The 24,140-nt window shown below is 61.5% G+C and carries 19 protein-coding genes and 4 tRNA genes; 1 reads left to right on the plus strand and 22 read right to left on the minus strand.

Going from position 1 to position 24,140, the window contains the following annotated elements:
* Positions 1-9: 9 nt before the first annotated feature.
* The 5 genes from V8689_RS18630 to V8689_RS18650 all read right to left on the minus strand — a co-directional run bounded on the left by V8689_RS18630 (position 10) and on the right by V8689_RS18650 (position 3,588).
* On the minus strand, positions 10-519 hold the full coding sequence (locus tag V8689_RS18630; protein ID WP_056785786.1) for an anti-virulence regulator CigR family protein: 510 nt from the start codon (positions 517-519) through the stop codon (positions 10-12).
* 64 nt (positions 520-583) lie between these two features.
* The gene (gene pcp, locus V8689_RS18635; RefSeq protein ID WP_056785789.1) at positions 584-1,213 is read right to left on the minus strand and encodes a pyroglutamyl-peptidase I; all 630 of its coding nucleotides are present in this window, start codon (positions 1,211-1,213) and stop codon (positions 584-586) included.
* A gap of 7 nt (positions 1,214-1,220) precedes the next feature.
* A complete protein-coding gene (locus V8689_RS18640; protein ID WP_056785791.1) occupies positions 1,221-2,171 on the minus strand; it encodes a DUF979 domain-containing protein in 951 nt (316 codons plus the stop codon).
* Positions 2,168-2,884 (minus strand): DUF969 domain-containing protein, encoded by a 717-nt coding sequence (locus V8689_RS18645; protein ID WP_056785794.1) that lies wholly within the window; start codon positions 2,882-2,884, stop codon positions 2,168-2,170. Before V8689_RS18645 ends, V8689_RS18640 begins: the two co-directional genes overlap by 4 nt.
* 627 nt (positions 2,885-3,511) lie before the next feature.
* A tRNA-Val gene (locus V8689_RS18650) sits at positions 3,512-3,588 on the minus strand.
* A 184-nt stretch (positions 3,589-3,772) separates the two neighbouring features.
* Between V8689_RS18650 and V8689_RS18655 the strand changes: the two genes are divergently transcribed.
* Complete coding sequence (locus V8689_RS18655; RefSeq protein WP_056785797.1) at positions 3,773-5,056, plus strand: NAD(P)/FAD-dependent oxidoreductase; 1,284 nt, start codon at positions 3,773-3,775, stop codon at positions 5,054-5,056.
* Positions 5,057-5,170: 114 nt separating this feature from the next.
* Here the strand turns inward: V8689_RS18655 and V8689_RS18660 are convergent, their stop codons facing one another.
* From V8689_RS18660 to V8689_RS18740, 17 genes are all read right to left on the minus strand, one after another.
* A complete protein-coding gene (locus V8689_RS18660; RefSeq protein WP_056785799.1) occupies positions 5,171-6,142 on the minus strand; it encodes an XdhC family protein in 972 nt (323 codons plus the stop codon).
* A 1-nt stretch (position 6,143) separates the two neighbouring features.
* A complete protein-coding gene (locus tag V8689_RS18665; RefSeq protein ID WP_056785802.1) occupies positions 6,144-7,379 on the minus strand; it encodes a c-type cytochrome in 1,236 nt (411 codons plus the stop codon).
* 2 nt (positions 7,380-7,381) lie between these two features.
* Positions 7,382-7,921, minus strand: a complete 540-nt coding sequence (locus V8689_RS18670; protein ID WP_044275296.1) for a (2Fe-2S)-binding protein — start codon at positions 7,919-7,921, stop codon at positions 7,382-7,384.
* Positions 7,914-10,745 carry a xanthine dehydrogenase family protein molybdopterin-binding subunit gene (locus tag V8689_RS18675; protein ID WP_056785804.1) on the minus strand — a complete coding sequence of 944 codons (2,832 nt, stop codon included), beginning with the start codon at positions 10,743-10,745 and terminating at the stop codon, positions 7,914-7,916. Before V8689_RS18675 ends, V8689_RS18670 begins: the two co-directional genes overlap by 8 nt.
* A gap of 386 nt (positions 10,746-11,131) precedes the next feature.
* Positions 11,132-11,208 (minus strand) — tRNA-Asp (locus V8689_RS18680).
* 105 nt (positions 11,209-11,313) lie between these two features.
* A tRNA-Asp gene (locus tag V8689_RS18685) sits at positions 11,314-11,390 on the minus strand.
* A gap of 55 nt (positions 11,391-11,445) precedes the next feature.
* Positions 11,446-11,521: transfer RNA gene (locus tag V8689_RS18690), tRNA-Val, on the minus strand.
* Between the two features lie 108 nt (positions 11,522-11,629).
* Positions 11,630-12,394 carry an SDR family oxidoreductase gene (locus V8689_RS18695; protein WP_003192533.1) on the minus strand — a complete coding sequence of 255 codons (765 nt, stop codon included), beginning with the start codon at positions 12,392-12,394 and terminating at the stop codon, positions 11,630-11,632.
* A gap of 11 nt (positions 12,395-12,405) precedes the next feature.
* The gene (locus V8689_RS18700) at positions 12,406-13,617 is read right to left on the minus strand and encodes an O-succinylhomoserine sulfhydrylase (RefSeq protein WP_014719150.1); all 1,212 of its coding nucleotides are present in this window, start codon (positions 13,615-13,617) and stop codon (positions 12,406-12,408) included.
* 65 nt (positions 13,618-13,682) lie between these two features.
* On the minus strand, positions 13,683-15,188 hold the full coding sequence (gene purF, locus V8689_RS18705; protein WP_003192537.1) for an amidophosphoribosyltransferase: 1,506 nt from the start codon (positions 15,186-15,188) through the stop codon (positions 13,683-13,685).
* Positions 15,189-15,229: 41 nt separating this feature from the next.
* Positions 15,230-15,787, minus strand: coding sequence for a CvpA family protein (locus V8689_RS18710; protein ID WP_003192538.1), 558 nt, complete (start codon positions 15,785-15,787; stop codon positions 15,230-15,232).
* 826 nt (positions 15,788-16,613) lie between these two features.
* Positions 16,614-17,270, minus strand: coding sequence for an SPOR domain-containing protein (locus V8689_RS18715; RefSeq protein WP_056785806.1), 657 nt, complete (start codon positions 17,268-17,270; stop codon positions 16,614-16,616).
* The gene (gene folC / locus V8689_RS18720) at positions 17,254-18,561 is read right to left on the minus strand and encodes a bifunctional tetrahydrofolate synthase/dihydrofolate synthase (protein ID WP_434520580.1); all 1,308 of its coding nucleotides are present in this window, start codon (positions 18,559-18,561) and stop codon (positions 17,254-17,256) included. Before folC ends, V8689_RS18715 begins: the two co-directional genes overlap by 17 nt.
* Positions 18,558-19,478 (minus strand): acetyl-CoA carboxylase, carboxyltransferase subunit beta, encoded by a 921-nt coding sequence (accD, locus tag V8689_RS18725; protein WP_003192545.1) that lies wholly within the window; start codon positions 19,476-19,478, stop codon positions 18,558-18,560. The genes folC and accD overlap by 4 nt, the downstream gene beginning before the upstream one ends.
* A gap of 245 nt (positions 19,479-19,723) precedes the next feature.
* Positions 19,724-20,356: a phosphoribosylanthranilate isomerase gene (locus V8689_RS18730; protein WP_056785810.1), complete on the minus strand. Its 633-nt coding sequence runs from the start codon at positions 20,354-20,356 to the stop codon at positions 19,724-19,726.
* A 63-nt stretch (positions 20,357-20,419) separates the two neighbouring features.
* On the minus strand, positions 20,420-21,244 hold the full coding sequence (gene truA, locus V8689_RS18735) for a tRNA pseudouridine(38-40) synthase TruA (RefSeq protein ID WP_003192549.1): 825 nt from the start codon (positions 21,242-21,244) through the stop codon (positions 20,420-20,422).
* Between the two features lie 206 nt (positions 21,245-21,450).
* Positions 21,451-23,985: a FimV/HubP family polar landmark protein gene (locus V8689_RS18740; RefSeq protein ID WP_056785813.1), complete on the minus strand. Its 2,535-nt coding sequence runs from the start codon at positions 23,983-23,985 to the stop codon at positions 21,451-21,453.
* Positions 23,986-24,140 lie beyond the last annotated feature (155 nt).

The following is a 24,140-nucleotide window of genomic DNA, read 5'->3' on the forward strand; positions in this document are numbered from 1 at the left end:
TGCTGCAACTCAATCAAACGCGCCGTTAAGGACTTCGTAGATGATGCCGGTCGCAATGGTCACCAATATCAAATCGGTTCCCGCTTGCTGCCACTCGTAACCGTCGTAGCGAGGTAACTGCCCCAGCAAGCGGCCGTCGAGTTTCTTGGCGATACCTGGAGGCAGGGGCTTGCCGCGTGCCAGGTTTTTCTGAATGCCAGGCGGCAAGGCAGGGCCAGGGCGCCAATAATCGCGGTGACCGCCCAACACATTCAGCACACGACCTCGATCAACGCTGAAGTCATTGCTGGAGGGGCCGCCCTTGTCTTTGCCCTTACCTTGCCCACCCTGGGCATTACCTTTGTTATTACCGTGACCTTTGCCGGTGTCCTGCCCACCATAGGCATCACCTTTGTTGTTGCCTTGGCCTTGGCCTTGGCCTTGGCCTTTGCCATTACCTGGATCTGCAAAGGCAAGGCCACTGGTGACAGACAGTGCAAGCGACAACGCAACAGACACGAATTTCGTACGCTTTAGCATGGCGACTTTCCAAGGCGAAGGTGTGCTGGAACTGTAGTTGAAATCGCAACACAGCGTACAGCTGTCAGCTGATCTGGCCACCGGCAAGCACGATATCCGCCTGGGTTTGCCAGGCGGCCAACGCCGCCACACGCAACCCTCCCACGGTCGTCGATAACGCCATTGACGGCTCGCCCGATCCAGGCAAACCGGGAACGTGAATAAACCCACTGCGCACCCCAGTCCCCGCCAACGCATGCTGCAAGCGGTAAAACACCTGGTTGCACACAAACGTCCCCGCCGTCTGCGACACCGAGGCCGCAATACCGGCCTCACACACCGCCTTGACCATGCCCTTGATCGGCAACGTCGAGAAGTACGCCGCCGGGCCGCCCTCCACTACCGCGATATCAATCGGCTGCGCGCCCAGATTGTCGGGAATACGCGCATCGTTAACGTTGATCGCAACGCGCTCGATGGAAATATCACTGCGCCCAGGCCCCAAGCCCGTGGCGATGACCATTGCCGGCTGCAGTTCGTTGATCAACTGCAGCAAGGTCTCGGCAGCGGTGGCAAATGCGCAGGGCAAGCAACGCGCAACTATCTGCACACCTTCGCTCAACTGCACACCATCCAACCGACGCACAGCCTCCCACGAGGGGTTAATCGGGGCGCTATCAAAGGGCTCGAAGCCCGTCAGCAATACGTTTTGCACAATGACCTCACATCAACAGGTAAAGCAGCACGATATTGACCACCAGCATCATCAACGCCGTGGGTATCTGGGCCTTGATCACCGCATTTTTGTCCGGCAGTTCCAGCAGCGCCGCCGGTACGATATTGAAGTTGGCCGCCATCGGTGTCATCAACGTACCGCAATAACCCGAGAACATACCAATGGCCGCCATCACCGCAGGGTTGCCACCGTAAATCCCCACCAGCACCGGCACGCCGACGCCACCGGTCATCACTGGAAAGGCCGCGAAACCATTGCCCATGATCACGGTAAACAAGGCCATGCCCAGCACATAGACCATCACCGCCACCAACTTGTAGTCCAGGTTGATGTAAGTGGTCGTGACATGGGCGACCGCCGTACCCACCCCGGCCTCATTGAACAACAGCCCGAGCATCGCCAGCATTTGCGGGAGCACCATGGCCCAGCCGAGGGCTTCGGTCAGGCGACGAGACTCGCGTAGCGCTTGTACCGGTGTATCACGGGTCAGCCAGCAGGCCAGGCCAAGGGCGATCAGGCAACCGATTCCAAGGGAGACAAAGGTGGTGTTCTTCGGATCCAGCAGCGGTACGCCGCCGATTTCGGTGTGTTTGAGCAACACCGAACCAATCACCGTGGTCAGCGGAATCGCCAACGCCGGGATGAATAATTTGTGGCCCAGACGCCCGGCACTGGCGCGGGACGCCTTGTCGTGCAGTTCGGCGTGCTGGCCACGACCAACCCCGCCCAAGCCCGCAATCAATGCCATCACCACCACACCCACTCCGATGACCACCGAAGGCAGGCGCTCACCTATAAGGAACGGCACCGCAAACAACAACCAGAACAGCGCACTGGACCAACGCTTGGGGTGTGAGCGGTCGAGCAGGATCATGCCGGCGGTGATCAGCAACAGCACGCCCGCCAGCCAGTACAGGTATTGAATGGAAATAATCATCGAGCAGCCTCCACCGGGGTCGTGGCCGAGCTCATTTCGCGGGTCAGGCGCCGGTCGAAACGATGCAACCGGATAGCGTGAATGATGAAGGCACAGATCGCCGTCGGGATGCCCCACACCGCAATGTGCAGCGGCTCCACATCAATCCCCGAGCCGAGCAGAAAGGTGTGCATCAACGCAATCGCACCAAAGGCCACGAAGATGTCCTCACCAAAAAACAACCCGACGTTGTCGGTGGCAGCGCACATGGCCAGTACCTTGTGGCGCAGCTTGTCTGGCAGCTTGCCATAGCGTTTCTCCGCCGCGCCCTCGGCCATCGGCGCCAGCAGCGGCCGCACCATCTGCGGATGCCCACCCAGGCTGGTCAACCCCATGGCCGCCGTGGACTCACGCACAAACAAATAAATGATCAACAAGCGCCCGACCGTGGCGCGTTCGAAGCGGGCGATCCAGTTCTGCGCATGCAGGCGCAGGCCATGGCGTTCCAGCAGGCCAATCACCGCCAGCGGCAATAACAGAATCAGTTGCAGGGCACGGGTCTGAAGGAAGCCATCGCCCATGGTGGCGAGAATTTTTTCCAGCGGGAACTGGGCGGCAAGCCCGGTGGCGATGGCGGCCGCGGTGACCACCAGCAGCGGATTGAAGCGCAATACAAAGCCGACCACGATGACAAGTACGCCGATCAACGGCCATAAGTTCACAACAGTTTGCATGGCGGGAAGGTCCTTTAGTGCGCGCTGCGGCGCCATTACAGCAGGATGTGGGCAAAGGGCTCACAGCTTGAACGTGGCGTGCAGTCGGCTCGGTTTTTTTATTGTTGACCTGGAAGGTCGAGCGTCAGTGGCGGCAACTTTGCTGCCTGGGGCCGGGGGGTGTCCAACAAGAAAAATTGTTGCTGCAAACCAATAATTTTTGTGGGGGGATGACACTGTGCGGTACGGTGCCTGGAAGGAATTGAGCCCAGTTTTTTTGCACAAATCGTGTGGGTGAGCTCGCTATGGCGTCGGACGTGAAAATTCCTGATCAGCACCTATACTCCACGATGCAGCTGTGTGTACTTGCAGTTCATTCACGGCGTCATGCCGACAATGAGGGGTTCCCGCTATGTATGCCGGACAAATGAGCAATATGGCGACCACGCTTGGCGAGATACGCTGCCAACTGTTCGCCCAGGTAATTTGCCTGCTGGCGGTGGCGACGCTGTTCGCCTGATTGGACTTTCAAGCCCTGAAAGGACGCCGCCAGGCGTCTTGGCTTTGCTGCACCCAAATTTCAGGCAACAAAAAAGGGCCCACCTTTCGGTGAGCCCTTCTAGACCGCCCAGCAGAGCGGATTTTGTTTGGTAGGCGCGATTGGACTCGAACCAACGACCCCCACCATGTCAAGGTGGTGCTCTAACCAACTGAGCTACGTGCCTGCTGTGAGGCGGCATTCTACGGAATTCCGAAGGGGTGTCAACATCTTTTTTGCAGCTAACCCTATGAATATGCGAATTTTTTATTTGCGACGGGTACACCTGTGATTTCCGGGTGGCTGGCAGGCAATTTTCAACTCAGGTAGGATCGGCGCACTCGTAAAAAATATAAAACAGAGGTTCCAGGATGGCGAACACCCCCTACCCCCAGTCGTATTACGCCGCTTCTGCGAATGCAGTTGCGCCCCGTCCTGTGTTGCAAGGTGAAGTCGAGACCGATGTGTGTGTGATCGGGGCTGGCTATACCGGGCTTTCCAGTGCGCTGTTTTTGCTGGAGAACGGCTTTCGCGTCACGGTGCTGGAAGCCGCCAAGGTGGGTTTTGGTGCTTCGGGCCGCAACGGTGGGCAGATCGTCAACAGTTACAGCCGCGATATCGATGTGATTGAGCGCAGTGTCGGGCCTCAGCAGGCGCAGTTGTTGGGGCAGATGGCGTTTGAAGGCGGCAGGATCATCCGTGAGCGCGTGGCCAAGTATCAGATCCAGTGCGACTTGAAGGACGGCGGCGTGTTCGCTGCCCTTAACAGCAAGCACATGGGCCACTTGGAGTCGCAGAAGCGCCTGTGGGAGCGCTACGGCCATACGCAACTGGAGTTGCTGGACGAGCGCCGCATCCGCGAAGTGGTGGCCTGTGACAACTATGTGGGCGGCCTGCTGGACATGAGCGGCGGCCATATCCACCCGCTCAACCTGGCGCTCGGTGAAGCCGCGGCGGTGGAATCCCTGGGCGGCACGATCTATGAGCAATCGGCAGCGGTGCGCATTGAGCGCGGTGCCAATCCGGTGGTGCACACCGCCGAAGGCAGGGTCAGGGCCAAGTTCATTATCGTCGCGGGCAACGCTTACTTGGGTAACCTGGTGCCGGAGCTGGCGGCCAAGTCGATGCCGTGTGGCACCCAAGTGATCACCACAGCGCCACTGGGCGATGAAGTGGCCAAGACGCTGTTGCCTCAGGATTACTGTGTCGAGGACTGCAACTACCTGCTCGACTACTACCGCCTCACCAGCGACAAGCGCCTGATCTTCGGCGGCGGCGTGGTGTATGGCGCGCGGGACCCGGCGAATATCGAAGCGATCATCCGGCCGAAAATGCTCAAGGCATTTCCGCAACTCAAGGACGTGAAGATCGACTACGCCTGGACCGGCAACTTCCTACTGACCCTGTCGCGCTTGCCGCAGGTTGGCCGCCTGGGTGACAACATCTATTACTCCCAGGGCTGTAGCGGCCATGGCGTGACGTACACGCACCTGGCGGGCAAAGTGCTGGCGGAGGCCTTGCGGGGTCAGGCTGAGCGTTTTGATGCGTTTGCGGGCTTGCCGCATTACCCGTTCCCGGGCGGGCAAATGTTGCGCACGCCGTTTGCGGCGTTGGGGGCTTGGTACTACGGGTTGCGAGATAAATTCGGGATGTAACCGTTGTAGGAACGAGCTTGCTCGCGAAAAACTCACAGCCGCCGCATTCATTCAGAATAAACGCGTTATCGTTGAAGTTTTTCGCGAGCAAGCTCGCTCCTACAGGGCTGTGCTTCAGAGCTGGTCGCGAGCAATCCCGCTACGAATCCGTACGATATCGGCCAATACTGCCAGCGCGATTTCCGATGGCGTCCTGCTGCCCAGGTTAAGCCCGATGGGCGCGTGTATCCGCGCCAGTTCAGCCTCCCCTAACCCGCCAATGCGGCGCAGTCGCTCAAAGCGCTTCTGCGAGGTCTGCAACGATCCCATCACGCCAATGTAGAACGCGTCGGTACGCACCGCTTCCATCATCGCCAGATCGTCGATACGCGGGTCATGGGTCAGCGCCACCACCGCCGTATCACGGTGACAGCCACCGTCGGCAATAAACACCGACGGCAACTGGCGACGAATCTCCACGCCATTGAGCACCACGCCTTCCAGCACTTCATCGCGGGGGTCGCAGAGAATCACTTCGAACCCTAGGCCCACCGCAAACTCGGCACACGCCTGCGCCACGCTGGAGTACCCGGCCAGCAACAAACGCTGAGCCGCACCAACGCGGATGCGCACCCGGTCACTGTCACGCTCGATGCGCGCGCCCTGCTCGCGATCAACGAGCAAGCTGCGCGCCCCGCTGCCCAGGTCGACCTCGCGAATCAAGCGGCGCTGCCCGAGCAGCGCCGACTCCACTCCACGCAGGTGCGCCTGCACCTCGCAGCCTGGCTCGAACCTCTCAACCAAGACATCGAGAATGCCGCCACAGGGCAGGCTGACCCGCGAGCGCGGATCGTCCCCTGCGCCGTAGCGCACCACGTTGACCGCATCGAGAAACGCACCGTCGGCGACACGCTCGAGAAAGTCTTCCTCGACGCAACCACCCGACAACGACCCGATCCACTGCCCTGAGGCGTTCACCGCCAGCAGCGAACCCGGCGCACGCGGCGCCGAGCCGTAGGTGGCCAGCACCGTACAGAGCCAGATGCGCTGCCCAGCCAGCGACCACTCCAGCGCCCGTCGCACCACTTGCAGATCCAGATGCTGCATGTCAGTGCGCCTTGTGCTCGATGGACGGCGCCTCAGCCTGCAGCTTCTGCACGTCGCTCACCGCCAGCTCCGCCGATTGCCCGCCCCAGCCTTGACGCAGGTAATTGATCAGATCGGTGAGTTGCTCCGAGCTGAGTTTTCCAGCGAAGCCCGGCATCGGTTGCATGTGTTCGAACCCGGAGAACTTCTGCTCGCCGATCCCGTCCTCGATCACCCGCACCAGGTTGCGCGGGTCTTCCAGCCGCAGCGTGGTGTTGCCGCGCATCGCCACCGCGATGTGCGGCTTGCCTTCACCACCCGCGGCGTGGCAACCGGCACAAACATTCAGGTACTCCTGGCGGCCGCGCTGAGCGCTCGGGCCGAGCTTGTCCACCGGCACTTCGATCAGCGCCTTGGCTGCCGGCGGTTTATCGCCGAGCAGGAAGGTCGCCATCGCAGCCAGGTCCGTATCGCTCAGGCCCTGGGTGCTGTTATGGAACACCGGGAACATCTCGTTGAACATCGTGCCTTGGGCGCTCATGCCGTGCTTGAGGAACGTAGCCAGGTCCTGCTCGTTCCAGCCGCGTGCGGCCAGGTCCGTGGCGAGCAGGCTAGGCGCCAGATAGCCATTGAGGATGCCGCCAGTCAGGCGCTTGTCCAGCTCCATCGCGCCGGGCAGGCCGCGTGGCGTGTGGCATTCGCCGCAGTGGCCGAGTACTTCGACCATGTACTGGCCGCGCTTCCAGGCTTCGCTCTTGCCTTGGGCCGGTTCCAGTTTCAGCGCTTTGCCGTACAGCACGTTCCAGCCCATCAGGCCCAGGCGCACGTTGAACGGAAAGCTCAGGCTCGTCACCGGCGCTGCGCGCTCGATCGGCTCGATGGTTTTGAGGTACGCATGAATCGCGTCCGAGTCTTCACGTGGCATCAGGTGGTACGAGGTGTAAGGCATCGCCGGATACAAGTACGCGCCATCGCGACGCTTGCCTTCAGTCAAGGCGGCGAAAAACTCGTCATCGTTGTACAAGCCGATGCCGTGTTCTTTGCTTGGCGTGATGTTGGTGCCATAGATGGTGCCGAACGGCGAGACAATCGGCAGGCCGCCCGCAAACGGCGCGCCGCCCGGTGCCGTGTGGCACGCCATGCAGTCGGCGGCGCGGGCGAGGTATTCGCCGCGCTTGGCTTGATCATCAGCATGGGCAAACAATACCGGCGCAGCCAGGCCAACCGCCAAGGCCAGGCGGGTCAGAAAAAGCTTCATGCTTAACCCTCCTTGACCAGGCCGAGATCGGTCAGCACGTTGCGGGTGGCGTTGTAATAACGCACGTACCCGGTACAACGGCAGACATGATGACCGAGGCTGTCCTCGATGACTTGTTCCAGCTTGCTGTGCACGGTCGGCTGGCGTTGCAGTTTCTCCACCAACACGGTGGCCGCATTGACGAAGCCCGGCGCGCAATAGCTGCACTGAAAGGCGAACTCATCCACGAAGCGCTGCTGGATCGGGTTCAGCTCAGTGACCTGGCCCGACTCATCGCGCTTGGCGTGGCCTTCGATGGTGCGCACTTTTTTGCCTTCAAAGTAGTGCGCGCCGGTGATGCAGGTGCGCACTTCTTCGCTGGTGCCATCCGGGTTGTCGACGATCACCACGCAGGCGTGGCAAATGCCCTGGCCGCAGCCCAGCCGCGAGCCAGTGAGGTTCTTGTACTCGTGCAGGTAGTCGATCATCGGCAGGTCATCAGGGATGTCCACCGGGCCGACGGATTGACCATTGAGGGTCAGTTGAAGCGGACGGTTAGCCATTGAGGGCCTCCTTGATGCGGGCAGCCGTGATTGGCAGGTCGCGAACACGTTTACCGATGGCGTGCGCCACCGCATTACCAATGGCCCCGACAATCGGGATCATCACCACTTCAGCGATACCTTTGGACGGGTCGCTTGGCGACAGCGCCGGCAGAATCTCCGAGGTCTGTTTCCACACGGCAACGTGACGCGCCATTGGCAGGCGGTAGCGGTTGAAGTTCCAGTCACCCTCCCCCGGCCCGCCTTCGTACAGCGGCATTTCTTCCATCAAGGCGTGACCGATGCCCATGGCCACACCGCCTTCGAGCTGGCCCTTGACCAACTCTTCAACCAGCACCCGCCCGCACTCGATCCACGAATGGTGATTGAGCACTTCGACCTGTGCCGACCCCTTGTTGACCTTCAACTCCACCAACGTGGCGACGGGGCTGTAGTACGTCACCGCAGCGTTGTTCAACTGAGTGGCGGGATAGCTGACGTTCTGTCGATCGAGCAGGTGGAAACCGGCAGTGCTCATCAGCGCTTGCTTGGCTTTCGGTGCGCCGTCGCCGTATTTCACCGCCAGACCATCGAGCGGCAGGCGCTCGCGCACGCCGTCGATGCTGTATTCGGCTTCGGCCCAGCTCCAGCGGTTGAACCCGTGGACCGTGGCAGCGGTGACCAGGCCGCGCTCGTGAGCACGCTTGGCCAACTCTTCAAAGCTCAACGGCTGCATGCCGTTGGCGGTGAGCTTGCCGTCCACCCAATGTGCGTCTTCGCGTCGCACCACATAGGGGTTGGCCTGGCCGCCGAACGGGCCCTGGCGCCAGATCTCCAGCGCCGCTGGCCACAGGCCGTGGTTGAACAGCACACGCGCCGCTTCACGGGTGGCGTGGCTGAAGTAGTACGCCGAGTTGGTCGCCGAAGACGCCGACGCGAGCTTGCCCACCCAACGCGGGTTGCGCAGCAGGTTGTCCTGCTCGGCCTGGCTCATGGTGTAAGGGTTGCCGCCGGTGACCAGCTGCATTTCCTGCCACTCTGTTTCGCCAGTCTTCACTTCGTGGGCCGGGCTGCCGAGGAAATCGGCGACCACCAGCGATTGCGAAGTGGACATGCCGGTGCCGATTTCGATGCCGATGTGGCGCAGGCTGATACGACCGTCAGCGCTGAATTCGACACTGGCCATCGGCGCTTCGGAACCGGTGCCGAAGTCTTTCTGGCAGATGGCGAAACCCACGCCATACCAGTTATCCGGGTCAGCGGCTTCGCGTTGTTGCTTGATCGCGTCGCGGTTTTTCCACACGTCGTGCACAGCGGCCTTGTCGAGAATCTCGTGCAGGCGCAACGCACCGGCAGGGATCGCGCCCTGGGTGTTTTTCATGCCCGAGCGCAGTGCGTTCTTGCGCCGCAGCTCAATAGCATCCACACCGAGGCGACCGGCGATTTCGTCGACCATCATTTCGGTCGCCGCCATGCTTTGCAGGGTGCCGTAGCCACGCATCGAACCGGCTTCAACGCCACGGGAATGGTACGCGGTGACTTGCAGGTCGTTCTGCGGCATGTAGTAGATCGATTGCGCCGCCGTGGCGCCGACCGCAGCCACCGATGGGCTGTAGTTGATCCGGCCACCGCCGTCGACGCTCATGTCGGCGAGGAAGATTTTGAAGCTGTGGTCGTTTTTGTCGACCGCCAACTGATAGCGAATATCGAACGGGTGACGCTTGATGCCGCTCTGGAATTGCTCGTAACGGTCATTGGCCAGACGCACCGGCACACCAGCGCCATACAACGCAGCGAGGGCAGCGTAGTAGACGAAAATGTTGTGGTCTTTGGAACCGTAACCCACGGTGTAACCCGGGTGCATGTTCAGGTGGGCCAGGCCGAAGCGCGACGGCGAGATCATCTTGGCGGTCTCGGTCGCGACTTCCAATGGGCACTGGGTGGCCACCACAAAGTGCAGGGTCTTGGTCGCCGGGTCGTACCAACCGTTGCCGTTGTCCGGCTCCATGGCGGCCGGTTCGATCGATGGGGTTTTGTAGCGCTCGTCAAACACCAGCCAGTTGTCCGGCGGCGTGTTGATCTGGCTCTTCATGCGATCAGCGTAGAACAGCCCGCGCTCGGTCAGGTTGCCGTGCAGGTTCGGCTGGGAATTCCACACCGGGCGACGGTTTTTCAGCATCGGGAACAGGATCGAATCCTTGAGGCTGGCGAATTCGTCTTCATCGGCCGAGGTCGCGCCACCCACGCGCACATAGCGGAAGCTGCCGTAGGGGTCGCCTTCGTAATACGGCACTTTGGCGCCGTAACGAATCGCCTTGTCATTGAACTTGAGCTTGTTCTTGGCCTGGCGGAAACGCTCGAAGTCGTTCCAGATCAGGATCGCCACCGGGTGGCCGATAAACATCGGCACTTTGCCCTCGGGCAGCAAAGGGTCCGGCGCATGTTCTTCCGGGAAGACGATACCGTCCTTGTCCAGGTCGGCAGCGGTGACGATACGGTCCGGCTGCAGCTCGGCGCCAAGCCACGACAGGTCGTAGCCTGCGTAGATGTGGTCGGCCTTGATGGTTTTAAGCAACATGGCGTGGCCTTGCTGCTGGGGCCAGCCCGGCATGTCCTTGGAACGGATGTCGCGGGCGAACACCTTGCTGCCGCAGACTTTCGACAAGGCATCGTTACGCTGGCGCGCCTTGCCGTTATGGCCGAGCCACTTTTCAGACGGCACGGTCACGCTGTTTTCCATCAAGGCAGCCAGCGCCTGGGTGCTGAGCGGCGTGAGCGTGACACTCACACCCGCCACCAGCCCGCCCTGGAGGAACGAGCGCCGGGTTATTTCACGGTTGGACATGGATCATCCTCTGAGCGGTTATAAATCCGCCCTTATGGTTAAGTACACCGAATCTGGAGACTTGCAGAAGCCTTTCTCGACGAATCAAAAGGCCATGATGACAGTGCAAAGTTGACCGAAGGGTTAACTTTAAAGGTTTCTACGCCTGCGGCAAATAACCACACTGAAATTTTTTGACACAAGAACGCAAAACGGCCGACAGAATCGAAATGATCTGTCGGCCGTTTGCCGATAATGAGCGCGGGTGGTAGCGAAGAAGATAAGGTTTTTTCAAACCCCAGACACAAAAAACCCCGGTCTTTCGACCAGGGTCTTTGCTATCGGATCAAGGCGAGCCAGTGGCTTTCCTTGTGCTTCAAGGCGTTCAGTGGGCCTTGAGGCAGATATGGCGCAGCGGACGGGACTCGAACCCGCGACCCCCGGCGTGACAGGCCGGTATTCTAACCGACTGAACTACCGCTGCGTATCGCTTGGCTGGCTGAGCATGAACCCTCAACCACCTTTAAACATCTGACCGATCAGCCTTGGCTGTTCAATCTCAAGCCCGACTTATCGAACCTGGAAAATATGGCGCAGCGGACGGGACTCGAACCCGCGACCCCCGGCGTGACAGGCCGGTATTCTAACCGACTGAACTACCGCTGCGCGTCGGTGCAACCTTTAACGTTGCGTCTTGCCCTAAGGCAAAACTCTCAAGAAGTGGTGGGTGATGACGGGATCGAACCGCCGACCCTCTGCTTGTAAGGCAGATGCTCTCCCAGCTGAGCTAATCACCCTTTGCTTCGTTGAGGCCGCGAAATTTACGCAGGTAGCGGACCTAAGTCAATAGCCTGCTTGAAGTTTTTCTGAAAAAGACAAAAATGACTTCAAGACGGCTACCGGCCCTACTCGCTGTAAATCATCTTCTTGCTCATGCCGCCGTCCACCACGAACTCTTGCCCGGTGACGAACCCGGCCTGGCGTGACAGCAACCAGGCCACCATCGCGGCCACGTCCTCCACCGTCCCCACCCTGCCCGCCGGATGCTGGGCATGATCGGCGTCGGTGAGCGGCTCTGCACGCCGCGCAGCCGGGTCACGTGCGTCGATCCAGCCAGGGCTGACTGCATTGACCCGCACTTCGGGCCCCAGGCTCATGGCCAGGGCGTGGGTCAGGGCCAACAACCCACCTTTGCTGGCCGCATAGGCTTCGGTGTCGGGCTCCGATTGTCGCGCCCGGGTCGAGGCCAGGTTGACGATGGCACCGCCATGGGCACGCAGGTAAGGCGCGCAGTGCTTGGCCAACAGCATCGGCCCACTGAGGTTGACCGCCAGCACCCGATTCCAGTACGCCAGGTCGAGGCTTTCCAGGGTGATATTGCGCGGGTCGGCCACCGCCGCGTTGCACACCAACGCATCCAGGCGCCCGAACTGCCCCAGCACCTCGGCGACACCCTGGGCCACTTGTTTCTCGTCGGCCACGTCCATGGTGATAAACCAGGCATTGTCGCCCAGCACCTTGGACACCTTGGCACCGCGCTCGCGGTCCAGGTCGGTCAACACCACCTGCCAGCCTTCACTGATCAGCCACGCGGCAATCCCGAGGCCAATGCCCCGCGCCGCGCCCGTCACCAACGCCACACGCCCGTTACTGGCCGCTGCGGCCTCCATGGACCACTCGATCACAAGGCCGCCAGCCCGCGGGCCAGGTCTGCCTGCAAGTCAGCAACGTCTTCCAGGCCCACCGCAATGCGGATCAGGCTGTCGCGGATGCCGGCCGCTTCCCGCTCCTGCGGCGCCAGGCGCCCGTGGGAGGTGGTGCTCGGGTGGGTGATGGTGGTTTTGCTGTCACCCAGGTTGGCGGTGATGGAGATCAAGCGCGTCGCGTCGATAAAGCGCCAGGCGCCGTCTTTGCCGCCCTTCACTTCAAAACTCACCACCGCCCCGAAACCACGCTGCTGGCGCTGAGCCAATGCGTGTTGCGGATGGCTCTTGAGGCCGGCGTAATGCACCTTCTCGATACCGTCCTGCTGCTCCAGCCACTCGGCCAGGGCCTGGGCATTGGCGCAATGGGCTTTCATGCGCAGGCTGAGGGTTTCCAGGCCTTTGAGGAAGATCCAGGCGTTGAACGGGCTGAGGGTCGGGCCGGCGGTGCGCAGGAAGCCCACTACTTCCTTCATCTGCTCGCTGCGGCCGGCCACCACGCCGCCCATGCAACGGCCCTGGCCGTCGATAAACTTGGTTGCCGAGTGCACCACGATGTCCGCACCCAGCTTCAGCGGTTGCTGCAAGGCCGGGGTGCAGAAGCAGTTGTCCACCACCAGCATCGCGCCCTTGGCATGCGCCACTTCGGACAGCGCGGCGATGTCCACCAGCTCAGCGAGCGGGTTGGACGGCGATTCGACGAACAACAGCTTGGTATTGGCCTTGATGGCCGCTTCCCAGCCGGACAGGTCCGCCAGGGGCACGTAGTCCACTTCAATACCGAAACGCTTGAAGTACTTCTCGAACAGGCTGATGGTCGAGCCGAACACGCTACGCGACACCAGCACATGGTCGCCAGCGCTGCACAGGCTCATCACCACGGCCAGGATGGCCGCCATGCCGGTGGCAGTCGCCACGGCCTGCTCGGCACCTTCCAGGGCCGCAATGCGCTCTTCAAACGCACGCACGGTCGGGTTGGTATAGCGCGAATACACGTTGCCTGGCACTTCGCCGGCAAAGCGCGCAGCGGCGTCGGCGGCAGTACGGAACACGTAGCTGGAGGTGAAGAACATCGGGTCACCGTGCTCACCTTCCGGGGTACGGTGCTGGCCGGCGCGCACAGCCAGGGTATCGAAAGCTACGCCATCGAGGTCGCTGTCCAACCGACCGGCATCCCATTCCTGACTCATGCTGCGACTCCTTATTCAATTCTTTATTTAAGATACAAAACCGGCCCCTCAGGGCCGGTGTTTACTCAGTTGTTATACAGATCGATGATCGCGCTGACCGCCTGGGTCTTGATCTTCGACGAGTCGTTGCGCGCCTGCTCGATCTTGTTCAGGTAGGCTTCATCGACATCGCCGGTCACGTACTTGCCGTCAAACACGGCGCAGTCGAACTGCTCGATCTTGATCTTGCCACCGCCAACCGCTTCGATCAGGTCTGGCAGGTCCTGGTAGATCAGCCAGTCGGCGCCGATCAGGTCGGCCACGTCCTGGGTCGAACGGTTATGCGCGATCAGCTCATGGGCGCTCGGCATGTCGATACCGTACACGTTCGGGTAACGCACCGCAGGCGCGGCGGAACAGAAGTACACGTTCTTCGCCCCGGCTTCGCGGGCCATCTGGATGATCTGTTTGCAGGTGGTGCCGCGCACGATGGAGTCATCCACCAGCATCACGTTCTTGCCGCGGAACTCAAGCTCGATGGCGTTGAGCTTCTGGCGTACCGACTTCTTGCGCGCCGCCTGGCCGGGCATGATGAAGGTACGGCCGATGTAACGGTTCTTCACGAAGCCTTCGCGGAACTTGACGCCCAGATGGTTGGCCAGCTCCAGCGCGGCGGTACGGCTGGTGTCCGGGATCGGGATGACCACGTCGATATCGTGCTCGGGACGCTCGCGCAGGATCTTCTCGGCCAGCTTCTCGCCCATGCGCAGGCGCGCCTTGTAGACCGAGACGCCGTCGATGATCGAATCCGGACGCGCCAGGTAGACGTGTTCGAAGATGCACGGGGTAAGTTTCGGGGCTACGGCGCACTGACGGGTGTGCAGCTTGCCGTCTTCAGTGATGTAGACAGCCTCGCCCGGCGCCAGGTCGCGGATCAGGGTGAAGCCCAGCACGTCCAGAGACACGCTTTCGGAAGCGATCATGTACTCGACGCCTTCGTCGGTGTGACGCTGGCCGAACACGATCGGGCGAATGCCATGGGGGTCGCGGAAACCAACGATGCCATAACCGGTGATCATCGCCACCACCGCATAACCACCGACGCAACGGTTGTGCACGTCGATCACGGCAGCGAACACGTCTTCTTCGGTCGGCTGCAGCTTGCCGCGCTGGGCCAGCTCGTGAGCGAACACGTTGAGCAGCACTTCCGAATCGGAGCTGGTGTTGACGTGGCGCAGGTCAGATTCGTAGATCTCCTTGGCCAGTTGTTCAACGTTGGTCAGGTTACCGTTGTGCGCCAAGGTAATGCCGTAAGGCGAGTTGACGTAGAACGGTTGAGCTTCTGCCGAGGTGGAGCTACCGGCAGTCGGGTAACGCACATGGCCAATGCCCATGTGCCCGACGAGGCGCTGCATGTGACGCTGATGGAACACGTCACGCACCAGGCCATTGTCCTTGCGCAGGAATAACCGGCCGTCGTGGCTGGTCACAATACCGGCAGCGTCCTGGCCGCGGTGCTGGAGGACGGTTAGCGCGTCATACAGCGCCTGATTGACGTTCGACTTACCGACGATACCGACGATGCCACACATGCGACGCAACCCCTACTTAATGAATCTTGACTGAACACAGCTTACTGAGGCGTTTTGGCCGGTAAGAGGTGTTCCTTGAACGGAAGATCAGCGGGTACGCTGATTCCGCTGGCCAGCCACTGACTGCTCCACCCCAATATGAGGTTCTTGGACCAGTCTGCAACCAATAGAAATTTTGGCACGAGTACCGACTCCTGCCACCACGAATCCTGCTGTACCGGCCCCAGGCTCAACAGCCCGACCGCCACGACCACCAGCAGCGCGCCACGCGCAGCCCCGAAGGCCATGCCGAGAAATCGATCGGTCCCGGAGAGGCCGGTGACACGTATCAACTCGCCAATAAGATAATTGACCATTGCCCCCACCAACAGCGTGGCGATGAACATGATGGCGCAGCCCGCGATGACGCGAGCCGAAGGTGTCTCTATGTACCCGGCCAGGTAGACCGACAGTGAACCACCGAACATCCAGGCTACGACTCCTGCGATGATCCAGGTCAGCAACGACAGTGCTTCTTTTACGAAGCCGCGGCTCAGACTGATCAAAGCGGAGATGGCGACGATTGCAACGATCGCCCAATCAACCCAGGTAAATGGCACAGTGCAGCCTACGTACGGATAAGGCGGCGCATTTTAGCAGAGCGCCGGGCTATCGGTAAGCGGTGATTGCGGGTGCTTTGCAAATCAATAGATTGTGACGGGGCGATCGTATTTCAACCCCGGCACAAACCAATGAGGGAGCGGTATCTACACAGTTTAGGCCCGAGGCTAAACCTGTGGCGAGGGAGCTTGCTCCCGTGACGAACTGACAGCTGACGCTGATCTAGCTGACGCACCCCGATCAAAATGTGGGAGCTGGCTTGCCTGCGATGGCGGCCTGAGAGCCAACGCCTATCTACCAGACACCCCACGATCCAACTGTGGGAGCGGGCTTGCTCGCGAATGCGACCTGACAGCCGACGCTGTTATAGCGAGTACATATCCATTCCTGCGGCAACGGCCACCTAGGGTTCCGCTCTGACAGCGGCTCACTTTTGAAAAGCGCAAAAGTAAGCAAAACGCTTCTTGCCCCACCACTCGGCACCTCGCCTAGGCTCGGTGTGCCCGTAATCCGCCAGTGATTTGGGGGGCCGCCGCCACGCGCCATCCATGGCGCGGGGCGGCTAAACCGGCATCCCTGCCGGTTTACCTCCCAAATCCCTGTCGAATTCCGGCCAGCGTGGTTTAACGGGGCGCCTAAGATCAAAAGCAGATCAAGAGCGGCTCGCTTCGCATCGTGGAGTGTGTGGCCGGGCGCGGTCGACTGTGGGAGCTGGCTTGCCTGCGAAGGTATCGACTCGGTGTACCTGAATCACCGAGTTGACTGGATCGCAGGCAAGCCAGCTCCCACATTCAGACCTTATTGCCAGCCAAAGCCGGCGGTTGTTCAGCCGCGCTCGGGCTGGAAACGTACCACGAACCCGTTGAGGTTCTGCTGGCGACCCAACAAGTCGCGCAGGCGATCTGCCTCGGCACGCTCGATCAGCGGCCCGACAAACACACGGTTCTTGCCGTCGGCGCTGCGGATATAAGCGTTATAGCCTTGGGCACGCAGCTTTTTCTGCAGGGCGTCGGCACTTTCGCGATTGGCCAGGCTGGCCAGTTGGATCGACCAACTGATCGGCAGGCCATTAGGGTCGATGCGGCTCTGGCCCACATCCGGCTTGCCCGGTGCCGCAGGCTGCGGCGCTACCGGTTTGGGCGCTGGTGCCGGTGCGGCCGGCTTGGCAGCAACGGCCGGTGCCGGGGTCGGCTTGACCACCGGGACACTTGGCTGCACCGGCATCGAAGGCGCCTCTTGCGCGGCAACCTCCTCATCGGTGGGCACAGGCTCTTGCGGCAACGCCTGGGGCTCAGGCACCACCACCGGCTCGACCTGAACCTGCGGCACCACAGGTGCCTGGGGCGCGGCGGGGGCTTCAACCACCACCTGGCGCTGTTCGTCCTGACGGGAAAACAACATCGGCAGAAAGATTACCGCCAACGCCACCAGCACCAGGGCCCCGACCATTCGCTGCTTGTATGCGCTATCCAGTAATGCCATGTGCAGCTTCCTCCGTGGAGCGCCGGGCCAGCCATTCAAGCGCCTCGGCAACACAATAAAATGATCCGAACAACAGGATTTCGTCCTCGGCCGTCGCTACCGCACACTGCGCCTCCAGGGCTGCAGTGACGCTTGCATACGACGTCACCGGCGCGTCAAGGTTCTGCAAGGCAGTTTCCAACTCAACCGCAGGACGGCTGCGTGGCGTATCCAGCGGCGCAACGGCCCAAGACTGGACACTGCCCAGCAGCGGCGCAACCACGCCGTCCAGGTCCTTGTCGACCAACAACCCGAACACCGCCAGGCGACGCCCCACCGGCGGCGTACGCGCCAGACGCTGAGCCAGGTACTGCGCAGCATGGGGGTTGTGGCCTACATCCAACATCAGGCTCAGGCGCTTGCCTTGCCAGTCGAAGGTTCGGCGATCCAGGCGCCCCACCACTTTGGTTGCCAGCAGGGTCGCGGCGATCTGCGCGGCATCCCACGGCAGGTCCAGCAGCAAATAGGCTTGCAGCGTGAGCGCGGCATTTTCCATCGGCAGGTTCAGCAACGGCAAATCAAGCAGCTCTACCCGTTGGCCACGTGCATCCTGCCCACGCCATTGCCAATGGGTGTCGCCGATGTCCAAAGTGAATTCGCGACCGCGCAGGTAGAACGGGCAATTGAGCTCACGCGCCTTGTCGAGCAAGGGTTGCGGCGGGCCCAGGTCACCGCACAGCGCCGGACGGCCCTGGCGGAAGATCCCGGCCTTTTCAAAAGACACCGATTCACGGGTATTGCCCAGGTAGTCAGCATGATCGACACCAATGCTGGTCACCAGGGCCAGGTCGGCATCCACCACGTTGACCGTATCCAGGCGCCCGCCGAGACCGACTTCCAGCACGACCACATCCAGTTGCGCACGCTCGAACAGCCAGAACGCCGCCAAGGTGCCCATCTCGAAATAGGTCAGGGAAATGTCGCCACGCCCGGCCTCCAGGGCCGCGAAGGCTTCGCACAGCTGGGCATCAGTGGCTTCTACGCCATTGAGTTGCACCCGCTCGTTGTAGCGCAACAGGTGCGGCGAGCTGTACACGCCGACTTTGAGGCCCTGGGCCTGCAACAGCGCGGCGACAAAAGCACAGGTGGAGCCTTTGCCGTTGGTGCCGGTCACCGTGATCACACGCGGTGCCGGCCTGCCCAACCCGAGGCGGGCCGCTACCTGTTGCGAGCGCTCCAGGCCCATGTCGATGGCGGACGGATGCAACTGCTCAAGGTAGGCGAGCCATTCGCCCAGGGTTCGTTGGGTCATAGGTTTGCAGGCACCGGCGGCACGACGATCGGCTCGACCTTAGGCGCGATGTACACAGGCGTCGGCAGGCCCATCATTTGCGCGAGCAGGCTGCCCAGGCGCGGGCGCAGCTCGCCACGCGGGATGATCAGGTCGATTGCACCGTGTTCCAGCAGGAACTCGCTGCGCTGGAAGCCTTCCGGCAGTTTTTCCCGCACGGTCTGCTCGATCACGCGTGGGCCGGCAAAGCCGATCAGCGCTTTAGGCTCGCCAACGATCACATCGCCCAACATTGCCAGGCTGGCGGATACGCCGCCGTAGACCGGGTCGGTCAGCACGGAGATGAACGGGATGCCTTCTTCACGCAGACGCGCCAGTACCGCCGAGGTCTTGGCCATTTGCATCAGGGAAATCAGGGCTTCCTGCATACGCGCACCACCGGAGGCGGCGAAGCAGATCATCGGGCAACGGTTTTCCAGGGCATAGTTGGCAGCGCGAACAAAGCGCTCACCGACGATGGCGCCCATGGAGCCGCCCATGAAGGAGAATTCGAAGGCCGAGACCACCACTGGCATGCCCAGCAGCTTGCCGCTGACCGAAATCAGCGCGTCTTTCTCGCCGGTCTGCTTCTGCGCGCCAACCAGACGGTCCTTGTACTTCTTGCTGTCGCGGAACTTGAGACGGTCAACCGGCTCCAGGTCGGCGCCCAGTTCATTACGGCCGTCGGCATCCAGGAAGATGTCGATACGGGCGCGTGCGCCAATACGCATGTGGTGGTTGCACTTGGGGCAAACGTCCAGGGTCTTTTCCAGCTCCGGGCGATACAGCACCGCGTCGCAGGATGGGCATTTGTGCCACAGACCTTCAGGAACCGAGCTTTTCTTCACCTCGGAACGCATGATCGAAGGGATCAGTTTGTCTACTAACCAGTTGCTCATGCTTTCTTTTCTCCAGTACCGGTGGCTTGAACACAGCCCCGCGTATGCCCTTGAGCTAAATTCATATGTGGCGATGACACAGGCGGGACGGGGTCAGACGTTGGACCTGCCATTTCCCGCCCGTATCCTCAGCCTTCCAGACAACCTGCCAGCGCAGGGTTGCCACTTCGTTTCCGGGCCACCCACAGGCGGCGCCGGGCTGTTTTACACAGTGGTAGTTATGGACGGCGGCAGACTGCCAGCCGTCACATCCCACCCCTGCTGTTGCGCACGGCCTGCATGAACGCGCGAATCTTGCTCGGGTCCTTGATCCCCTTGCCCTGCTCCACCCCGCCGCTGACGTCCACGGCATACGGCCGGACCTGCTCGATGGCCGCCTGGACATTCCCAGGGGTGAGCCCACCCGCGAGAATAACTGGCTTGCTCAACCCCTCCGGAATCAGCGACCAGTCGAACGCCTCGCCGGTACCACCGGGTACGCCTTCGACGTAGGTGTCCAGCAGAACCCCGCGAGCGCCGGTATAGGCGGCGCAGGCTGCGGCGATATCGTCCCCAGCCTTGACCCGCAACGCCTTAATGTACGGGCGCTGATAGCTTTCGCATTCCTCGGGCGACTCGTCGCCGTGAAACTGCAGCATATCCAGCGGCACCGCATCCAGGGTTTCGTTGAGCTCACAGCGGCTGGCGTTGACGAACAACCCTACGGTGGTCACGAAGGGCGGCAACGCAGCGATAATCGCCCGCGCCTGCAGCACATTCACCGCCCGTGGGCTCTTGGCATAAAACACCAGGCCGATGGCATCCGCCCCCGCTTCGACTGCCGCCAGCGCGTCTTCTATGCGGGTAATCCCGCAAATCTTGCTGCGAACGGCTGACATGTCGTAGGAACCTCAGGGTTGGACCGAGAAAGTCCCGGATGGTAACAAAAGCTTTTCCGGGCGTCAGCCGCCAAGTTCGCTGAAACCAGTGAGGAAGTGCGGCCCGATAAAGCGTTCCGGCAGTTCGAACTCGTCGCGGTACTCCACATCCACCAGATACAGGCCGAACGGATGTGCCGTAACCCCGCCAGTGCGGCGGATGCGGCTTTCCAGCACTTCCTTGGCCCACTCCACCGGGCGCTCACCGGTGCCGATGGTCATCAGCACCCCAGCGATGTTGCGCACCATGTGATGCAGGAAGGCCCCGGCGCGGATATCCAGCACAATCATCTTGCCGTGGCGCGTCACCCGCAGGTGGTGGACTTCCTTGATCGGCGACTTGGCCTGGCACTGCCCGGCACGGAAGGCGCTGAAGTCATGCACCCCCACCAGATGCTGCGCGGCTTCGGCCATGCGTTCGGCATCCAGCGGGCGGTGGTTCCAGGTGATCTCTTCATTGAGGTGCGCCGGGCGGATCTGATCGTTATAGATCACGTAGCGGTAACGCCGGGCGATAGCCTTGAAACGCGCGTGAAAATGCGCCGGCATGACCTTGGCCCAGCTGACGCTGACGTCATGGGGCAAATTGATATTAGCCCCCATCACCCACGCCTTCATTGAACGCTCGGCCTGGGTGTCGAAGTGCACCACTTGGCCACATGCGTGTACGCCAGCGTCGGTACGCCCGGCACACATCAGCGACACCGGCGAGTTGGCGACTTTGGACAGGGCATTTTCCAGGGTTTCCTGCACCGTCAGCACCCCGGAGGCCTGACGCTGCCAGCCGCGATAGCGCGAGCCTTTGTATTCCACGCCCAGGGCGATGCGGTAAAAGCCTGCGGCCGCCATTTCGGCAGCCGCGTTATCTATATTTGCCAAGAACTGTGAGCCTGATGAGTTGCGCAAAGGCGGGCATTATAGGGCGTCAGGGTGCATGAGTGGACTTTAAATGTGGGAGCGGGCTTGCTCGCGAATGCGCCGTATCATCCAGCACATCAGCAACTGAACCAGCGCATTCGCGAGCAAGCCCGCTCCCACATTTTCTGCGTCGGCCGTTAGATTCGGCCGAGCATTTCCTTGGCTTCGCCACGCTGACCTTCGTCGCCTTCGGTCAGCACTTCGGACAGGATGTCTTTCGCGCCATCGGTATCACCCATGTCGATGTAGGCCTGGGCCAGGTCGAGCTTGGTGGCCACTTCATCGGTGCCGGAGAGGAAGTCGAACTCCGGCTCATCCTCAGCACCCAGCGCGGCATCTTCAGCCGTGAAGGAAGGCTCGATCGGCGGATGTTCCAGGCTCTGAGACAAACGATCCAGTTCAGCATTGACGTCGTCCAGCTCCGAAGCGAAGGCATCGGGCTTGGCCGCAGGCGCGCTCGGCTCATCCGCCAGCGACAGGTCAAAATCTTCCGGCAGGTCGAATTCGTCCAGCGCAGCCGGCGTCAGGGTCGGCGGCTCTACCGGCGGGACATCCTTGATCTGCCCTTCCAGGCCCGACAGGAAGTCGTCATCGGATTGCGACGCGGGCGGGTCCAACTGCAGGTCCAGGTCAAAGTCCGACAGGTCTGGCGCATCGGCCTTGGACTCGGTCTGTTGTTTGAGCAGCGACTCAAAGGTTTGCTGGTCTTGCGCGATTTCGGCCGGTGAGGCGGCTTCCAGGTCATCCAGGCTCAGGTCGAAATCGGTGTCAAAGGTATCTGCCTGCGGGGCGGGGGCCGGCTTGTCGTCGAGCAGGTCCTTGACGTATTGCGCATCCAGGGCCGCAGCAGCCACTGCAGCACTGACACCCGCCGCCAACACGGCCATGGCCGGGAAGCGCGCCTTGAGCTGCTCGACCTGGGCATGGTTCTCACCGTTGGCCACCAACTGGCGCTCCTGAGTGACGAACCCGTCCTTGTTGTTCTGCAGGCCATAGACTTCCATCAGCTTCAAACGCAGGTCACTGCGCTTGGGCTCGCGCTTGATGGCTTGTTCAAGCACATCCGCCGCCTGGTTCAGGTGGCCACGGTCGATATGGGACTGGGCCTGGGCCAGGGCGTCGCTGGAGTTTTCCTGAGCCACGGCAACCGCCAACGGCGCCAGCACGGAGGCGACCGTCGGTGCCACAACCGTCTCAACCACCGGTGCAGGCGCGGGAGCTGGCGGCGTTGCGGTGTCGAGCTTGACGCTCGGCGGCGGTACTTCAAGGCCCTCGAAGCTATCAGGCGGCAGGTCTTGATCGATATTGGAAACGAACTCAGGCTCTTCGGCCAACGCCCGCGCCATGCGCAGATGTTTCTCTTCTTCACGGCGAGCATTGCGATGGCGAGCCCACAGCAGCAGAAGCAGCAACACCACCAACAGGGCCGCACCGCCAAGGATGCCGAGCACAATCGGATTGGTCAGCAGGTCGTTGAACTTGCCTTCAGTGCTGGCCGGCGCGGCAGCTGGCTTAACCGGTTCAGGCGCTGGCGCGGGTGTTGCAGCGGGAGCCGCCGGCTCGGCTGCAGGTTCACCCGGCAACTGCGCGGGCATCGCGGCGGTCTGTGGTTCACCCGTTTGCGCCTGCAAACGAGCCAACTGGTCATTCTTCAGTTGGATCAGCTTTTGCAGCTTGTCCAACTGGCTTTGCAAGTCGGCGGCACGGCTTTTCAGTTCTTCGTTGTCGCGCCGCGTGGTGTCGAGCTCTTCCTGGGTCATCGCCAGCTTGTCGCTCAGGGCGCGGCTGTCACCGACGGTACCCTTAGCGCCTTTTTTGGCGGCCTCTGCCGACACCAGGCTCAAGTTGTCCTTGGCCTGGGTGCTCGACGGCGCATTGCCGGTCTGGGTGCGCTTGGTCGCGTCCAACTGTGGCTTGCCGGCCACTTGGCTCTGAGGGCCACGGCGGCCCTGGCGCCAGGCGGCGTTCTGCGCGCTCACTTCGGCAATCGCTTGCGGCTGCGCCAGGGCGGTACTTTGCGTAGCGTCCGGCAGGCGCAGGACCTGGCCGGTTTTCAGGCGGTTGATATTGCCGTCAAGAAAGGCATCCGGGTTAAGCGCCTGGATGGCCAGCATCGTTTGCTGGACCGAGGCGCCATTGCGGTTCTTTGCGGCAATTTCCCACAAGGTGTCGCGGGACGTGGTGGTGTGCTGGGCAGGCGTGCTGGCGGCAGGTGCGGTACTGGCTGGCGCGGTACTGGCCGGCGCGCTCGCCGTCGGGGCCGGCTGGTCGAACTTGGCCGGATCGAGCAGCACGCTGTAGTCACGCATCAAACGGCCATTGGGCCATTGCACCTGCATGAGGAAGCGCACGTAGGAATCGGGCAGCGGCTTGCTGGAGGTCACGCGCACCACGCTGCGACCTTCGGGGTTGATCACCGGGGTGAACGTCAGGTCATCGAGGAACGCCTGGCGGTCGACACCCGCATCCACAAAGGCCTGGGCAGACGCCAGGCTTGGGGTGATCTCGGACGCCGTGAGGCCGCCCACATCGCGCAACTCGATTTCCACCGACAGCGGCTGGTTCAACTTCGACTTGAGGGTCATCTCCCCAAGTTGCAGCGCCTGCGCCATACCGGAGGACAGCGCCGAGGCGGCCGCTATTGCTAACACCAGTTTGCGAACTTGAACCATAGCCTCATCCTTTGTTTGAACACTTCCCGCTCTGCGAGAAGGTTGGTAACCGCTGCCATTAGGCATGGCGAGCCGATAGGTCACCGACGCGCTTGTGTTTCACTTGGGACCAAGCATAGCGCCTGGCTAGAATCAATCTACAAATTGCCGCCAAG

This window comes from Pseudomonas sp. AK181, assembly GCF_051122975.1.
Classification (GTDB): domain Bacteria; phylum Pseudomonadota; class Gammaproteobacteria; order Pseudomonadales; family Pseudomonadaceae; genus Aquipseudomonas; species Aquipseudomonas lactis.

Excerpts from the sequence above, each read along its gene's own strand:
- V8689_RS18630 (WP_056785786.1), bottom strand. The coding sequence starts at position 519 with ATGCTAAAGCGTACGAAATTCGTGTCTGTTGCGTTGTCGCTTGCACTG.
- V8689_RS18640 (WP_056785791.1), bottom strand. The coding sequence starts at position 2,171 with ATGATTATTTCCATTCAATACCTGTACTGGCTGGCGGGCGTGCTGTTG.
- V8689_RS18645 (WP_056785794.1), bottom strand. The coding sequence starts at position 2,884 with ATGCAAACTGTTGTGAACTTATGGCCGTTGATCGGCGTACTTGTCATC.
- V8689_RS18655 (WP_056785797.1), top strand. The coding sequence starts at position 3,773 with ATGGCGAACACCCCCTACCCCCAGTCGTATTACGCCGCTTCTGCGAAT.
- V8689_RS18660 (WP_056785799.1), bottom strand. The coding sequence starts at position 6,142 with ATGCAGCATCTGGATCTGCAAGTGGTGCGACGGGCGCTGGAGTGGTCG.
- V8689_RS18665 (WP_056785802.1), bottom strand. The coding sequence starts at position 7,379 with ATGAAGCTTTTTCTGACCCGCCTGGCCTTGGCGGTTGGCCTGGCTGCG.
- V8689_RS18670 (WP_044275296.1), bottom strand. The coding sequence starts at position 7,921 with ATGGCTAACCGTCCGCTTCAACTGACCCTCAATGGTCAATCCGTCGGC.
- V8689_RS18675 (WP_056785804.1), bottom strand. The coding sequence starts at position 10,745 with ATGTCCAACCGTGAAATAACCCGGCGCTCGTTCCTCCAGGGCGGGCTG.
- V8689_RS18695 (WP_003192533.1), bottom strand. The coding sequence starts at position 12,394 with ATGGAGGCCGCAGCGGCCAGTAACGGGCGTGTGGCGTTGGTGACGGGC.
- V8689_RS18700 (WP_014719150.1), bottom strand. The coding sequence starts at position 13,617 with ATGAGTCAGGAATGGGATGCCGGTCGGTTGGACAGCGACCTCGATGGC.
- purF (WP_003192537.1), bottom strand. The coding sequence starts at position 15,188 with ATGTGTGGCATCGTCGGTATCGTCGGTAAGTCGAACGTCAATCAGGCG.
- V8689_RS18715 (WP_056785806.1), bottom strand. The coding sequence starts at position 17,270 with ATGGCATTACTGGATAGCGCATACAAGCAGCGAATGGTCGGGGCCCTG.
- folC (WP_434520580.1), bottom strand. The coding sequence starts at position 18,561 with ATGACCCAACGAACCCTGGGCGAATGGCTCGCCTACCTTGAGCAGTTG.
- accD (WP_003192545.1), bottom strand. The coding sequence starts at position 19,478 with ATGAGCAACTGGTTAGTAGACAAACTGATCCCTTCGATCATGCGTTCC.
- V8689_RS18730 (WP_056785810.1), bottom strand. The coding sequence starts at position 20,356 with ATGTCAGCCGTTCGCAGCAAGATTTGCGGGATTACCCGCATAGAAGAC.
- truA (WP_003192549.1), bottom strand. The coding sequence starts at position 21,244 with ATGGCGGCCGCAGGCTTTTACCGCATCGCCCTGGGCGTGGAATACAAA.
- V8689_RS18740 (WP_056785813.1), bottom strand. The coding sequence starts at position 23,985 with ATGGTTCAAGTTCGCAAACTGGTGTTAGCAATAGCGGCCGCCTCGGCG.